This window comes from Amycolatopsis sp. N2S4-7, assembly GCF_058119595.1.
Genome location: NZ_CP172299.1, coordinates 5,004,699 through 5,018,693, shown reverse-complemented (window position 1 = coordinate 5,018,693; position 13,995 = coordinate 5,004,699). Strand labels below are relative to the sequence as shown.

The following is a 13,995-nucleotide window of genomic DNA, read 5'->3' as shown; positions in this document are numbered from 1 at the left end:
GTGGTTGGTGGCGCAAGTGCCGCGGCTGATGCGCGGTGGAGCTGTGCCGTGGCACGGCGCCGCAGAGCGCGGCGGCGCCGTGCCGTCGTGCCGCACTGGTTGCGGAGGGCTGTGGGGTGGGCGCCTTGCTGCGACCCCGCGGCCTTGTCGCCGTGGCCGTGTTGTTGTGGCGGGCGGGGGCCTCCTTCGGGTGAGCTGTTTCCGTGCGGTCGCTGGTGTTGAATGGGGTGATGTCCGGACACACCCACGACGACATCGACTGGGCGGACCGCCTGGCCCAGCTGCGCATGGCCGACACCCTCGACGCCGAAGCGCTCACGCCCGTCGCGCGGCGGCTCGTCGACGGGCTGTCGGAGCGACCTACCGTGGTCGATGTCGGGTGCGGGGCCGGTGGGATGAGCGTGCACTTCGCGCGTGAGCTCGCCCGGGGTTCCGGGGGCACCGTCGTGCTCGTCGACGCCACGCCGAAACTGCTCGCCGAGGCGCGGCGGGTTGTCTCCGCGGCCGCCGTCGAGGGCGTTGAAGTCGTGAGCCAGGCGGGTGACCTCGCCGATCCTGCTCTGGCCGGGCGGGTGCCCGCCGCCGACCTTGTGTGGGCGTCCGGGGTGGTGCACCACGTCGGCGATCAGCAGGCCGCGCTGCGCACGCTCGCCGGGCTCCTGCGGCCCGGCGGGGTGCTCGCCATCGCCGAGGGTGGGCTCGAGATGCGATGCCTCCCTTGGGAACTCGGGGTGGGCCGGCCCGGCTTGGAACAACGGCTGCTCGCCGCGCGGGGCGCCTGGTTCGCCCGGATGCGCGCCGGGATCCCGGGCAGCGTCGCCATGCCGTACGGCTGGCCGCGCGCGCTTCGAGAAGCCGGCTTCGAGGACGTCGAGTCGTTCGGCGCGCTCATCGACCACCCGATGCCGGGCTCGGACCTCCTGCGCGAGTACGTGGTGCACCGCGTCGGGTGGCTGGCCGAGTCGGTCGGGGAGTGGCTCGACGACGACGATCGCGCCGCGATCGCCGCGCTGACCGACCCGGACGGTCCGGACTTCCTCGGCCACCGGGACGACCTGTACCTGTTCGGCGCCAAGGCATTCCACTGTGGACGGTTGCGGTGAGCGCCCCGGAGCCGGTCGTGTGCACGCGCTGCGGTCGCGGCCGCAGCTCGGATGAAGACCCGGCTACGGCGCTCGCCTGGGTGTCCACCCGCGAGAGGGGTGCGGTGCGGTGGCTGTGCCCGGACTGCGCGCGGCAGCACGTGCGGGACATCGAGGGCAAGCTGCCGGACGAGTACTGGTGATCACTGCGGGCTCCTGAGAGGGAATCGTCGGGTTCTGCTCCCGATGGATCATTTCGTTGGACGGTGGAGGCTGGGTGCTGGTCGGGAGGCTCATGCGGCGTCGCCAATCGGTGTCATCGGGATCGCTCGGACCCGCGGTCTTGGGGTGCGGGACGCGTCGCCGAATGCCTTCGCCAGCTCCTGGGCGACCTCGTGGGGCACCTGGCGTAGCTGCCGAACTGTGCAGCGGACCAGGACGATCCCCGTTGCCGCCAGTGCCAGGTGGCTGAAGCCGCCCGTGGGGCCTGGGCCGCAGCGGTACTGCCAGGCCAGGCCGATCTCGTCCCACCACGCGTCGGCCTGGCCGATGCGGCGGCCCCGGCGGTCGCAGATCGTCACGTCCCAGTTCGGCGGCGGGAGCCGGGCCGCGTCCAGGACGCGGGTTGCCAGGCCGTGGGCTCGGATCGGCCCGTCGTCGAGTTCGCGGAGCACCTTCCGGACCGCCGCTGTGCCGCGTTGGGGCCCCGCGTCGAGCTCTGTCAGCAGCTCCTGGCGCTCGCACAGACCCCAGTAGAGCGGCAGTGTCAGCAGATTCCGGATGCGCGCCGGGTCGGGTTCGGCCCTTGCCAGGTCGAGCGTCGCGCGGGCCGGTGGGGCGAACGGCAGCCCGTCGACCACGACCGGGTCGGGCATCCGGGCCGTGCGTGCCGCGCGGACCCCTTCGCAGGCCGCCACCCGGCAGTACGCGGGGACCAGCAGCTGGATCTCGCCGGCCGCCGGGCACTTCAGGCCGTGGGCCTGCAGCGCGTCGGCGCCGGTGATCGCCACCTTCGGCCCGTAGCGCACGAGCGCCGCTTGCAGCAGCTGCCGCCGCGTCGGCGCGGTGTTGCGCAGCAGGACGACACCGGGGTGCAGGCGGCGCCACGGCCCGCCGGGGCCGCAGAGCCGCCGGGTTCTTCGATCGGACACCCCGGCCCTGCGTAGCTGTTCGAGGTTCATCACCTCGCCGGCGTCGGAATTACTGAGGGACAGCGGGTCAGTGCGTTGCGTAGCGGTCATGCATCGAGCATGGCGGCTCGGCCAACCGGGTGGAACCCCGTTCCCCGCAGCTGTGGACAACTCGCCCGGATCCGCCCGTTCGAGGCCCAGCCTGTGGACAACTCAGGCGGCGAACCCGGGCTGCCAGCGCTCCACGATGCCCCTCGCCGGGATCTCCGCGTCGAGCTGGCAGAGGATGCCCGTCGACCCCGCCGTCACCCGGTGGATCATCAGGTACTCGGGCGGCAGGTTGAGCGAACGCCCGACGCGGAAGTCGTTGCCGCGGCTGTCGCCCACCCGTCCCGCCTGCTTCTGCATCCACCGGCGCGTGAAGTGGAACGTCGGTTCGGCCAGCGGCTCGGTGAACGGCGCCAGGTAGGCGAGCACCTCGTCCGCGGTCAGGTCGCTGTCCGGCCGGATGAACCGGTTCTCCCGCAGCAGGCGCATCAACCCGGCGGACTCGCCGTCGAGGGCCAGCCGCGTCATCTCGCCCAGGTGGCGGGGGATGCCGTCGGGCAGCCGCGCGACGCCGCCGAAGTCGATGACGCACAGCCGTTCGTCGGCCGTGATCATGAAGTTGCCCGGGTGCGGGTCCGAGTGCAGCAGGTGGACGCGCTCGGGGGAGGAGTAGTGGAACTCCGCCAGCAGCCGGCCCGCGAGGTTCCGCGTCTCGCGGTCGCCGTCCGCGATCACCTTCGACAAGGGCGTGCCGTTCGCCCACTCGGTCACGACAACCTTCGGCGCGCTGGCCACGACCCGCGGCACGAGGATGCCCGGGTCGCCGTCGAATGCCTTCGCGAACGCGCGCTGGTGCTGGGCTTCGGCCTGGTAGTCGAGCTCCTCGTTCATGCGCTCGGCGAGCTCCGCCAGCAGCGGCTTGACCTCGGTGCCGGGCACGAACGCCTGGAACAGCCTGCTGAACCGCTGCAGCTGCCGCAGGTCGCTGCGCAACGCCTCGTCGGCGCCGGGGTACTGCACCTTGACCGCGACTTCGCGGCCGTCGTGCCAGACCGCGCGGTGCACCTGGCCGATGCTCGCGGCCGCCGCCGGCTCGTCGGTGAACGAGGCGAACCGGCTGGTCCAGGTGCGGCCCAGCTGCTCGGCGAGCACCCGGTGGGTCTGCCGGACCGACATCGGCGGCGCGGCGGCCTGCAACTTCGTCAAGGCTTCGCGATACGGCTTCGCCATGTCGTCCGGGACCGCCGCCTCGAACACGCTCAGGGCCTGGCCGAACTTCATCGCGCCGCCCTTGAGCGTGCCGAGCACCTCGAACAGCTGCTCGGCGGCCTTGGCCGACAGCGTCGCGTTCACCTGCTCCGCGCTCTGGCCCGCGAGCCTCTTGCCCCAGCCGCCGACCGCCCGCCCGGCGATGCCGAGGGGCAGGCTGGCGAGCTTGGCGGTACGGGCGGCACCCTTGCGCGGCATCGCGGGGTCACGATCGCCTGGGTCGCGGAAGTCGGTCACACCGGCGATTCTGCCTTGCGGCGTCGGGCGCGCGCAGCCTGCTCGCGACGTCTTAGTGGCCTACGTCTCCTGGAGTACCGCCCGCGCGCCGCAGCCGCACCGCGGGTGCGGTGGCCAGCCGCGGTGGCGGATGCGGCCGTCGAAGGCGTCGATTTCGAGGGTCGCGTTCCACGCCGGTGGCGCCGCCTCGGCGGGCGAGAGCAGCCGCATGGCCTGCGCGACCGCCAGTGACGCGCACGCCTGGACCGCGCCGAGGTCCGGCCGCTGGTGCCGGCCGGCCAGCTGACCGGCGACGCGGGGCCAGCACGGGTCGAGGTCGGTCCGGTGCAGGTCGGCGCAGCGCAGGCACGAGCTGCGGCCCGGCACGACCAGGGGCCCGACGATGCCCGTTCCGTCGCGGACGCGCACGAGCAGGTGCGGGACGCCGTCGTCCATCAGCTCGGCGACGACCTCCGGAGCGGGGACGACGGCGTCGGTGAGCAGCACCAGATCGGGGTACCGGTCCTGCAGGCGGGTGACGCGGACCTCGGGGTCGACCCGGCGGAGCAGATCGGCGAGCACCTGCCGCCGGAGCCGGCCCAGGTGCGCGTCGGTGAAGCCCGAGCCGAGGTCGTGCTCGCTCACGGCGCCGGGCACCCGCAGGTCGACGTGCCCGACGCCGGCGTTGGCCAGCAGCACGGCGGCCGCGACCGCCACCCGGCCGTCACCGTGCACGGCGACCGCGGCCGCGCGGCGCCGGTCCGTCAGGGCTCTCTGGTGGTGGCGGGCGCGCAGGGACCAGAGGCCGGTTTCGCGGCGGAGAGCCGCGCCTTCGGGGCGGCCGGCGTCGGTGACCAGGCCGAGCGCGGTCAGCTGCCGCAGCAGTGTCCGCAGCTGGTCGCGGTGTTCGCTCTCCGCGAGCAGGATTCGCTCGACGGGCTTGCTGCCGTCGAGCGAGCGCAGGTGCGTGACCAGGTCCGGAGGCAGGTTTTCGACGACCACGCCGTGGCGCGGGTCGAGCCCGATCTGGATTTCGCGCGAGCCGCGTTCGAGCACGGTGAGGCCCGGGAGCAGGGCGGGGTGGGTCGGGAGCAGGACGGGGGGCATGTCCGCGGTGGAGAGGATCATGTCCGCAGGATGGCAGCCGGCGGCGACCGCAAAGCCCGCGAAGACGCCGGGACGGCCGAGTTGTCCACAGTTGGAAGCAGTTGTGGACAACTCGGGTCTGTGACCTTAAGGCGCTCGGAGTTGTCGGTGCCTGGCCTTACCGTTGTCGGGTGGTCGAAGCACGGATGCCCTCACTGAGAGGCCGGGGGGAGACGAACCCCCCGTCGGACACACCCGGACACAGGGTCGAAGTGCGGCGCAGCCAGCGCCGGCACCGGACGGTCACCGCGTACTGGAACGACGACACGCTCGTCGTGCTCATCCCGGCGCGGATGACCAGGGCGGAGGAGAAACACTGGGTCGCCGAGATGGAGCGCAAACTGCAGCGCTCGGAACCACGTCGGCCGGCGTCCCCGAAGACGTCGGACGAAGCCCTGCTGGCGCGCTGCGCGCTGCTCTCGGGCAAGTACCTGGCCGGTACCGCGGTGCCGGCGAGCGTCCGCTGGGTGCCGCCGATGCGCACGCGGTGGGCGTCGTGCACGCCGGTCGACGCGACCATCCGGGTCAGCGAACGGTTGCGCAAGGTGCCGCCGTGGGTGCTCGACTACGTGCTGGTGCACGAGCTGGCGCACCTGCGCGAGCCCGGCCACGACGCGGCGTTCTGGGCGCTGGTGCGGCGGTACCCGAAGACGGAACGGGCGATCGGCTACCTCGAGGGGCTGTCGGCCGCTGCCGGGTGGGGGATCTCCGCCGAGGACTGACCGGGTGACGGTGGCCGGGGTGATCCGTGGTTGCGGGTCACCCCGGTTTCGTCCGGGTGCGGGCGTGGCAGGGCAGTGGCGGGTTGGCGGGCGGCGCGGGTGGTTAGGCGGTCGGCTGGCGTGCCTAGGTGGACGACTCGCGGACCTGGGTGGACGACTCGCGTGCCTGGGTGGACGACTCGCGTATCTGGGTGGACGACTCGCGTGCCTGGGTGGACGACTCGCGTATCTGGGTGGACGACTCGCGTGCCTAGGTGGACGACTCGCGGACCTGGGTGGACGACTCGCGGACCTGGGTGGACGACTCGCGGGCCTGGAGGGTTCGGTCTGGCGGGTGGGGCGCCGGGGGTGGAAATGGAAGCGGGCGCCTCGCGGTGCGAGGCGCCCGGCTCCGGGGTTACTGCTCAGCTCTTGCCCTCTTCGGGTTCGTCGCCGGAAGGGTTCGGGGGGTTCTCCTTCTCCCGCTCCTCGCGCTCCGAACGTTCCGTGCGCTCCAGCTCGGCGATCGGGTCCAGGTCGTCGATCGAGCCCGCCGTTCCCACTCGGTCGGCGAAGTCGAGGGGCTCGTCCAGGTCCTCCGCCGTCGGCATCAGGTCCGGGTGGGACCAGAGGCCGTCGCGCTTTTCGAGGCCGTGGCGGTCGCCCACCAGCTTCCACAGGGACGAGGCCGCTCGCATCCGGCGGGGGCGCAGCTCCAGGCCGACCAGGGTGGCGAACGTCTGCTCGGCCGGGCCGCCCGTCGCGCGGCGGCGGCGCAGCGTCTCGCGCAGCGCGTCCGCTCCCGGGAGGCGATCGCCGACCGCTTCGGCCACCACCACGTCGACCCAGCCTTCGACCAGGGCCAGGAGCGTCTCCAGGCGGTTCAGGGCGCCCTTCTGCTCCTCCGTCGTCTGCGGCTCCAGGAGCCCGGACGACATCGCTTCCTCGATGCTCGCCGGGTTCGACGGGTCGATCCGGCCGGCCAGCGACTCGAGCGCGGACGTGTCCACCGTGATGCCGTGCGCGAACTCCTCGACCGTCGCCAGCAGCCGCTGGCGCAGCCACGGCACGTGCGTGAAGAGGCGCTGGTGCGCGGCCTCGCGCGCGGCCAGGAAGACGAGGATCTCGCTGTTCGGCAGCTCCAGGCCCTCGGCGAACTTCTCGATGTTCGCCGGCAGCAGCGCCGACGTCCCGGCCGGGGCCAGCGGGAGGCCGATCTCGCTCGAGGTCAGCATCTCCGACGCGAGCTGCGCCAGCGCGCTGCCGAGCTGGGAGCCGAAGGCCATCCCGCCCATCTGCCCCATCATCTGCAGCAGCGGGCCGGCGGCCTGCTTGGCCTCCTCCGGCAACGCCTCCATCCAGGCGCCCGAGACCTGGCGGGCGACCGGGTCGCACAGCCGCTGCCAGGTCGGCAACGTCTTCTCCACCCAGGTCCGCGGCGACCAGGCGACCGTCGACGTCGCGCCGGCCGGCAGGATCGTCGCCGCGTCGAGCCACAGCTCGGCGAGGTGGGCGGCGTCGCGGACGGCCGCGTTGGAGTCGTCTCCGCCGGAGAAGCCGAGCTTGCTCTCGCCGGTGTTGCCGGCGCTGCCCAGGTTCTGGAGGGCGATCTGCTTGGCGAGGTCGTAGTTCACCGGCCCGCTGGAGGTACCGGCCTGGCTGAGCATCTGGCCCAGCTGGCTCAGCATCTGCCCGAGCTGGTTGAAGGCCTCGGCGCCGGACTGCTGCCCGCCTTCCGAGGGGTCGTTCTCACCTCGTTTGTCGGGATCGGAAGGTCCGAAGCCGAACGGGGGTTTGCTCATGTGTCCACCGTACGCGGGTCGAGGGCCCCGGAGCGCGTCAACCGGACCCATGTGCGTGGCCTTCACCGAGAAGCGAACGCGGTCACCGTACGCTGTCGGTCGTGACCAAGTCCTCCGAGGAGACCGCCCCCGCGAAGAGCGCCCCGGAACCGGCGGCGGAGCCGGCCGGCGAGGCCCGGCGGATGACCCGCCGCGGCTGGACTCTGGTGGTCAGCGGCTCGCTGTTCCTGATCTTCGTGGTGCTCGGCTCGGTCGTGCCGGTGCCGTTCGTGGCGATCAGCCCGGGCCCGACCTACGACACGCTGGGTCGCGACGCCGCGGGCAACCCGGTCATCCAGGTCACCGGTCACGAGACCTTCCAGACGACCGGCGAGCTCCGGATGACGACCGTCTCCCTGCACGACGGCGTCACGCTGTTCCAGGGCCTCGGCTTCTGGGCGAGCGGCCGGTACGCGCTCGCGCCGCGCGAGGAGTACTTCAAGCCGGGCGAGACCAACGAGCAGGTCAAGCAGGAGAACATCCAGCAGCTGCAGGACTCGCAGACGAACGCCCAGGTCGCCGCCCTGCGCAAGCTCGGCTACCCGATCAAGGTGCTGGCGAAGCAGATCGTCTCCGGCAGCCCGGCCGACCACGTGCTCTCCCCGGGCGACCGGCTGATCACCGTCAACGGCAAGAAGATCGTCGAAGCCGCCGACGTGCGGGCCGCGCTGGCCGGCACCCTGCCCGGCCAGACCGTCCAGATCACCTTCCAGTCCGACGGCCAGCCCGAGCGGACCGTGCCGCTCACGCTCGCCTCGCGCCCGGACCGCACGGAGGGCTTCATCGGCCTCACCGCGGTCGACCGCGCCGACGCGCCGTTCACCGTGAACATCTCCCTGCAGGACGTCGGCGGCCCGTCGGCCGGGCTGATGTTCACCCTCGCCATCATCGACCGCCTCAAGCCCGGCGACCTGGCGGGCGGGCGGCACATCGCCGGCACCGGCGAGATCACCGAGACGGGCGAGGTCGACCCGATCGGGGGGATCTCGTTCAAGGTCGTCGGCGCCCGCGAGGCCGGCGCCACCGACTTCCTGGTGCCCGAGCACAACTGCGCCGAAGCCAAGACGAACGCGCCCGCCGGGCTCAACCTCATCAAGGTGTCCACACTGGACGACGCGCTCGCCCAGCTCGACAACCTGAAGGCGGGCCGGCCGACGGCGTCCTGCTAGGGCAGCAGCGTGGCCTTCAGCGCCTCGAGCAGATTCGGGGCCAGTTCGGGGCTTTCCACGATCTCGTCGACCGATTCGTCGGTGCCCTCGGCCGTGCCGATGCCGCGCAGCCGCATCACGCACGCGCCTTCGCCGTCGCGCAGGACCGCGGCCACCAGCCGGGCTTCGGTCCGCTGCGGGTGGTCGGCGGCCGCGCGGCGCAGGCTCTCCGAGTCCGCCTCGGCGACGTCCGGCAGCTCCGACTCCGACCCCGGCGGCAGCACGATGATCTCCTGCGCCAGCGCGCACCCGATGACCAGGTCGGGCCAGGCGATCCGGCCCAGCGCCTCGGCGAGGTCGCCTTCGGGCAGCGCCTCCTGGGCCACCGGCGTCAGCGGGTTCGTGCGGTCCAGCTGCCCGGCCAGCTCCGGCTGCTCGTCGAGCAGCGCCGCGGTCGGCACCAGGGCGAACAGCTGCGGCGGCTGGTCCCAGCCAGCCGCGGCCATGAACTCCTCGATCTCGCGGGCGAGAGCGGCCACGCCGGCCTGCTGCGGTTCCATGCGCACATCGTGTCAGGCCGGTCCCCGCGACACTGCCGCGAGTCCGGTTTGGGCGGGTCCCGGGAACTTCACGAGGCATCCGTAGAGTTAGGGAATCAGGGGGCGCACGCGCCCCTGCTCAAGTGCTGACGAAGACAGGAGCGTGTGCCGTGGCGACTCGGCCCCCGGTGAGCCTGCCGAAGCTGTCCCGGCGGAGCCGGATCCTCCTCATCATCGCCGCGGTGATCGTGCTGGCGCTGCTGCTCGGGGCCCGCCTGCTGGACACGTACGTCGACTGGCTGTGGTTCGGCGAGGTCGGCGCGCGATCGGTGTTCACCACCCAGCTGGTCACTCGCATCGTGCTGTTCTTCGCGGTCGGGCTGCTCGTCGGCGGGGCCCTCGCGATCAGCCTGATGATCGCCTACCGCACCCGCCCGGTGTTCGTGCCGATCTCCGGCGCCGACGACCCGCTGGCGCGCTACCGCTCCGCGATCGTCGCCCGGATCCGCCTCTTCGGCGTCGGCATCCCGGTGCTCACCGGCCTCATCGCCGGCCTGTCCGCCCAGAGCGACTGGCAGGTCGTGCAGCTGTTCCTGAACGGCACCTCGTTCGGCCAGACCGATCCCGAGTTCGGCAACGACGTCGGCTTCTACGCCTTCGACCTGCCGTTCTACAACTGGCTCCTCGGCTGGCTGTTCATCACGGTCGTCATCTCCTTCTTCGGCGCGCTGATCTCGCACTACGTCTTCGGCGGCATCCGGCTGGCCGGCAAGGGCGGCCAGCTCGCCGGTCCGACCCGCGCGCAGCTCGCCATCACCGTCGGCCTCTTCGTGCTCCTCAAGGCCGCCGAGTACTTCTTCGACCGGTACAACCTGCTGCTGTCCGACCGCGGCGCCCCGCTGTTCATCGGCGCGACCTACACCGACCTGAACGCGGTCCTGCCGGCGAAGCTGATCCTGCTGTGCATCTCGGTGATCTGCGCGATCGCGTTCTTCGCCGGCGCGTTCCTGCGCAACCTGCAGCTCCCGGCCATCGCCCTCGTGCTGCTGATCCTGTCCAGCATCCTCGTCGGCGTCGCCTGGCCCGCCATCCTCGACCAGTTCTCGGTGAAGCCCAACGCGAACGAGAAGGAAGCGACGTCCATCCAGCGCAACATGGACGCCACCCGCCGCGCCTTCGGTCTCACCGACGTCCAGTACCAGCCGTACACCGGCAGGTCCGACGCCACCCCGGACCAGATCAAGGCCGACACCGGGACCATGTCGAACGTCCGGCTGCTCGACCCGAACATCCTCTCCGACACCTTCACCCAGCGCGTCGGCCGCGAGAACTTCTACGGCTTCCCGGCCAAGCTCGACATCGACCGCTACACCGTCGGCGGCGTCACCCAGGACTACATCGTCGCCGCCAAGGAGATCAAGACCGAGGGCCTGACCGGCAACCAGACCAGCTGGATCAACAAGCACCTCGTCTACACCCACGGCAACGGCTTCGTCGCCGCGCCCGCGAACACCATCGACCGCGCGGTCAAGGACGCCAACTCCGACGGCGGCTACCCGATCGCCACCACCAGCGACACGCAGAACCCGGCCGGCGCCGGCGCACCCGCCGTCGGCCAGCCCGGCATCGTGGTCAAGGAACCCCGCATCTACTACGGCGAACTGTCCGCCGCGGAATCCGACTACGCCATCGTCGGCGGCACCTCCGGCAACGCGCCGGGCGAGTACGACACCGCCACCGCCCGCTACACCTACACGGGCACCGGCGGCGTCTCGATCGACAACTGGTTCAACCGCCTCGCCTTCGCGGCCGAGTACGGCGAACGGAACATCCTGTTCTCCGACGCCATCGCCGACAACTCGAAGATCATGTACAACCGCGACCCGCGCGAGCGCGTCAGCAAGGTCGCGCCCTGGCTGACCCTCGACGGCGACCCGTACCCCGCGGTCGTCGACGGCAAGATCCAGTGGATCATCGACGGCTACACCACGCTCAACAACTTCCCGTACGCCCAGCAGACCCAGCTCGGCGCGGCCACCAACGACTCCCTCAACGGCGTCGCCCGGCAGGCCAACAGCTCCATCAACTACATCCGCAACTCGGTCAAGGCCACCGTCGACGCCTTCAACGGCACGGTGAACCTGTACTCGATCGACGACAAGGAACCGGTCCTCAACGCCTGGGAGAAGGTCTTCCCCGGCCTCGTGAAGCCGAGCTCCGAGATCTCCCCGGACCTGCGGGCCCACTTCCGCTACCCCGAGGACCTCTTCAAGATCCAGCGCGAGCTCCTGTCCCGCTACCACGTGAAGAACCCGCAGGAGTTCTACTCCCAGCAGGCCTTCTGGAGCGTCCCGCAGGACCCGACCGCCGAAGGCGGCTCCAACCCGGCCGCCGCCGGCGCCGCCAACCAGCCCGGCTACTACGTCCTCGCGGACACCCCGGGCCAGACCAAACCGACCTTCCAGCTGACCAGCTCCCTCACCGGGCTCCAGCGCCAATACCTCGCGTCCTGGATGTCGGTGTCCTCCGACCCGGCCGACTACGGCAAGATCCGCGTCCTCCAGCTACCCAGCGCGGCCACCGGAGCCACCCAGGTCGACGGCCCGGTCCAAGTCCAGAACCGCTTCCAGAGCGACCCACGCGTCGCCCAGGACCGCACCCTCTTCAACAACCCCAACGTCATCCCCATCTACGGCAACCTGATCACGCTCCCGGTCGCCGAGGGCTTCCTCTACGTCGAGCCCGTCTACATCCGGCAGCGCAACCAGAACAGCTACCCACAGCTGGCCCGCGTCCTCGTCTCCTACGGACCCAAGGTCGGCTACGGCGCCACCCTCCAGGAAGCCCTCGACCAGATCTTCGGACCCGGCACCGGCGAAGCCACCACCACGCCACCCCAAGCCGGCCAGCCGACGAACACACCCACGACCACACCCACCGCCCCGACCACGACACCACCCAACACCGGCGGCGGCGGCAACGCGGCCCTCGACAAGGCCGTCGCCGACATCCAGTCGGCCATCGCCAAACTCAAGGCCGCCCAGCAATCCGGCAACTTCACCGACCAAGGCAACGCACTCGCGGCCCTCGACGCCGCCGCCAAGGCCTACGAAGCCGCCAAAACCGCCGCCCCCGGCACCAGCACCCCACCCCCCAGCACCCAGCCAGGAGGGTGACCCTGCTTACCTCCGAGGCACCTGCTTTGCACCCTCGCGAAACCAGGGCGTAAGGTAGGTGTCACGACGCGGGGTGGAGCAGCTCGGTAGCTCGCTGGGCTCATAACCCAGAGGTCGCAGGTTCAAATCCTGTCCCCGCTACAGCGGTAGGAGGCGTGTGCTCGCGGAAATCGCGAGCCGCGCCTCTTTCGCATTCTGTTCTGGGGGTCGAACCCCCAGACCCCCGCCAGGGGGGCTTCGCCGCCCCTGGACCCCCCTTCGGGTGGTTGCCTACCTGGTTAGCCAGCCTTCGGTTGATCCTGTTGTTGAGGCTACGTAGCCGTCTGGGCGGACCAGGATGGTTGTCAGGTCTGGCCAGGGGAGGTTCTTCACCTTTTTTACGGTTAGGGCTGGGTGCGGGTTGGTTGGTGGGGTTTTTGTCAGTAGGACGAACTTTCCTTTGTGGAATGCGTTGCTTGCTGGGCCCTCCTCTGTCGGGAAGTCGGGGAGGCGTTGGCCTGCTGCTGGGTGGGTTTCTGTTGTGGGGTAAGCGATGCTCAGGCCGGAAACCAGGCCTGACAGGTGGTGTTGGACTTCCGGGAGGGCTGTTAGGTCTCGGAAGAGGGCTCGGAGGGCCAGCTGGTCTGGGGTCAGGGGGATCAGGGCGTTCTGGGCCGCTACGTTTTGGAGGACCTGGGCGGCTACCGTGCGGCGCTCGGTTTCGTAGGTGGCCAGGAGGGTTGCCGGGGCTCGGTTTTGGAGCTCCGCTGCCAGCTTCCAGCCCAGGTTCATCGCGTCCTGGATACCCAGGTTCAGGCCCTGGCCGCCTGCCGGGAAGTGGGTGTGGGCCGCGTCGCCTGCCAGGAGGACTCGGTTCACTTGGTACTTTGCGGCCAGGCGGGAGTCGTCCGAAAAGCGGGAGGCCCAGCGGATTTCGGCGATCTCCACCTCGCTGCCGAAACGCTCGCGGACCGCTGCGCGGACCTCTTCGTCCGTCACCTCGGCGCGGAGGTTCGGCGGGCGGTGCAAGCGGTCGCCGTAACTCAGGCGGTACAGGTTCGGCTCGCCCAGCGGGATCAGGCCGATGAACTTGCCCGGGCTCTGCGACGTCACCATGTTGGCCATCGAGCGCCACTCCGTCGGCGCGCCCGGAGGCGTCGACTTGAACCGGACGTCCGCCGAGACACCGTGGCCGCGGCCCTCGATGCCCTCGAACGGCAGGTTCAGCGCCTTCCGGACGGCACTGCGGCCGCCGTCGCAGCCCACCAGGTAGGCCGCCCGGATCCGGAGGCTGCTGGTGGTGACCGTGACGCCGTCGGCGTCCTGCGCGAAGCCGGTCAGCTCCTGGCCGCGGAGAACCTTCACGCCCTGCTCGGCCAGGCGCTCCTCCAGCGCCTCCTCGACCTTCGCCTGCGGGATCCCCAGCTGGTACGGGTGCCGCGTGTCCCAGCCGGCGTAGCTCACCGGGATCACCGCGAAGTGTCCGTCCGCGACGGTCGCGAACGACCGTTCCTCCGCGCGGCCCAGCAAACCGCGCAGGTCCAACACCTCCGCGGTGCGCGGCTGCAGGTTCAGCGCCTTCGACAACCCCGTCCGCTCGTGCATCCGCTCGAGCACCTGAACGTCCACTCCGGCCAGTGCCAGCTCGTTCGCCAGCATCAGCCCGGTCGGCCCCGCCCCGGCGACGACCACCTCCGCCGTCAGCTCGTTCATCCCCAGC

At 71.1% G+C, this 13,995-nt stretch carries 11 protein-coding genes and 1 tRNA gene; 6 read left to right on the top strand and 6 right to left on the bottom strand.

The window, feature by feature from the left end; genetic code table 11:
• Positions 1-230 precede the first annotated feature (230 nt).
• Positions 231-1,103, top strand: coding sequence for a class I SAM-dependent methyltransferase (locus ACH54P_RS23240; protein ID WP_489916043.1), 873 nt, complete (start codon positions 231-233; stop codon positions 1,101-1,103).
• Positions 1,100-1,285 (top strand): hypothetical protein, encoded by a 186-nt coding sequence (locus ACH54P_RS23235; RefSeq protein WP_489916041.1) that lies wholly within the window; start codon positions 1,100-1,102, stop codon positions 1,283-1,285. Before ACH54P_RS23240 ends, ACH54P_RS23235 begins: the two co-directional genes overlap by 4 nt.
• Before the next feature lie 90 nt (positions 1,286-1,375).
• On the opposite strand, the gene ACH54P_RS23230 is transcribed toward ACH54P_RS23235, so the two are convergent.
• From ACH54P_RS23230 to ACH54P_RS23220, 3 genes are all read right to left on the bottom strand, one after another.
• Positions 1,376-2,263: a hypothetical protein gene (locus tag ACH54P_RS23230; RefSeq protein WP_489916590.1), complete on the bottom strand. Its 888-nt coding sequence runs from the start codon at positions 2,261-2,263 to the stop codon at positions 1,376-1,378.
• A 162-nt stretch (positions 2,264-2,425) separates the two neighbouring features.
• Positions 2,426-3,766, bottom strand: coding sequence for an ABC1 kinase family protein (locus ACH54P_RS23225; protein ID WP_489916039.1), 1,341 nt, complete (start codon positions 3,764-3,766; stop codon positions 2,426-2,428).
• 60 nt (positions 3,767-3,826) lie between these two features.
• Positions 3,827-4,873, bottom strand: a complete 1,047-nt coding sequence (locus tag ACH54P_RS23220; protein WP_489916037.1) for a ThiF family adenylyltransferase — start codon at positions 4,871-4,873, stop codon at positions 3,827-3,829.
• Between the two features lie 230 nt (positions 4,874-5,103).
• Here ACH54P_RS23220 and ACH54P_RS23215 point away from each other — a divergent pair, with 230 nt between their 5' ends.
• On the top strand, positions 5,104-5,613 hold the full coding sequence (locus ACH54P_RS23215) for a M48 metallopeptidase family protein (RefSeq protein ID WP_489916035.1): 510 nt from the start codon (positions 5,104-5,106) through the stop codon (positions 5,611-5,613).
• 404 nt (positions 5,614-6,017) lie between these two features.
• On the opposite strand, the gene ACH54P_RS23210 is transcribed toward ACH54P_RS23215, so the two are convergent.
• Positions 6,018-7,394: a zinc-dependent metalloprotease gene (locus ACH54P_RS23210; protein ID WP_489916033.1), complete on the bottom strand. Its 1,377-nt coding sequence runs from the start codon at positions 7,392-7,394 to the stop codon at positions 6,018-6,020.
• Positions 7,395-7,597: 203 nt separating this feature from the next.
• Here ACH54P_RS23210 and ACH54P_RS23205 point away from each other — a divergent pair, with 203 nt between their 5' ends.
• On the top strand, positions 7,598-8,602 hold the full coding sequence (locus tag ACH54P_RS23205; RefSeq protein ID WP_489916588.1) for a YlbL family protein: 1,005 nt from the start codon (positions 7,598-7,600) through the stop codon (positions 8,600-8,602).
• Here the strand turns inward: ACH54P_RS23205 and ACH54P_RS23200 are convergent.
• A complete protein-coding gene (locus ACH54P_RS23200; RefSeq protein WP_489916031.1) occupies positions 8,599-9,141 on the bottom strand; it encodes a PPA1309 family protein in 543 nt (180 codons plus the stop codon). The genes ACH54P_RS23205 and ACH54P_RS23200 overlap by 4 nt on opposite strands.
• 149 nt (positions 9,142-9,290) lie before the next feature.
• Between ACH54P_RS23200 and ACH54P_RS23195 the strand changes: the two genes are divergently transcribed.
• Positions 9,291-12,296, top strand: coding sequence for a UPF0182 family protein (locus tag ACH54P_RS23195; RefSeq protein WP_489916029.1), 3,006 nt, complete (start codon positions 9,291-9,293; stop codon positions 12,294-12,296).
• Between the two features lie 67 nt (positions 12,297-12,363).
• Positions 12,364-12,437, top strand: a tRNA-Met gene (locus ACH54P_RS23190).
• A 129-nt stretch (positions 12,438-12,566) separates the two neighbouring features.
• Here ACH54P_RS23190 and ACH54P_RS23185 read toward each other — a convergent pair.
• Entirely contained in the window at positions 12,567-13,988 is a 1,422-nt protein-coding gene (locus tag ACH54P_RS23185; RefSeq protein ID WP_489916027.1) for an FAD-dependent monooxygenase, read from the bottom strand.
• Positions 13,989-13,995: the final 7 nt, after the last annotated feature.

Excerpts from the sequence above, each read along its gene's own strand:
- ACH54P_RS23185 (WP_489916027.1), bottom strand. The coding sequence starts at position 13,988 with ATGAACGAGCTGACGGCGGAGGTGGTCGTCGCCGGGGCGGGGCCGACC.
- ACH54P_RS23230 (WP_489916590.1), bottom strand. The coding sequence starts at position 2,263 with ATGAACCTCGAACAGCTACGCAGGGCCGGGGTGTCCGATCGAAGAACC.
- ACH54P_RS23200 (WP_489916031.1), bottom strand. The coding sequence starts at position 9,141 with ATGGAACCGCAGCAGGCCGGCGTGGCCGCTCTCGCCCGCGAGATCGAG.
- ACH54P_RS23220 (WP_489916037.1), bottom strand. The coding sequence starts at position 4,873 with ATGATCCTCTCCACCGCGGACATGCCCCCCGTCCTGCTCCCGACCCAC.
- ACH54P_RS23240 (WP_489916043.1), top strand. The coding sequence starts at position 231 with ATGTCCGGACACACCCACGACGACATCGACTGGGCGGACCGCCTGGCC.
- ACH54P_RS23210 (WP_489916033.1), bottom strand. The coding sequence starts at position 7,394 with ATGAGCAAACCCCCGTTCGGCTTCGGACCTTCCGATCCCGACAAACGA.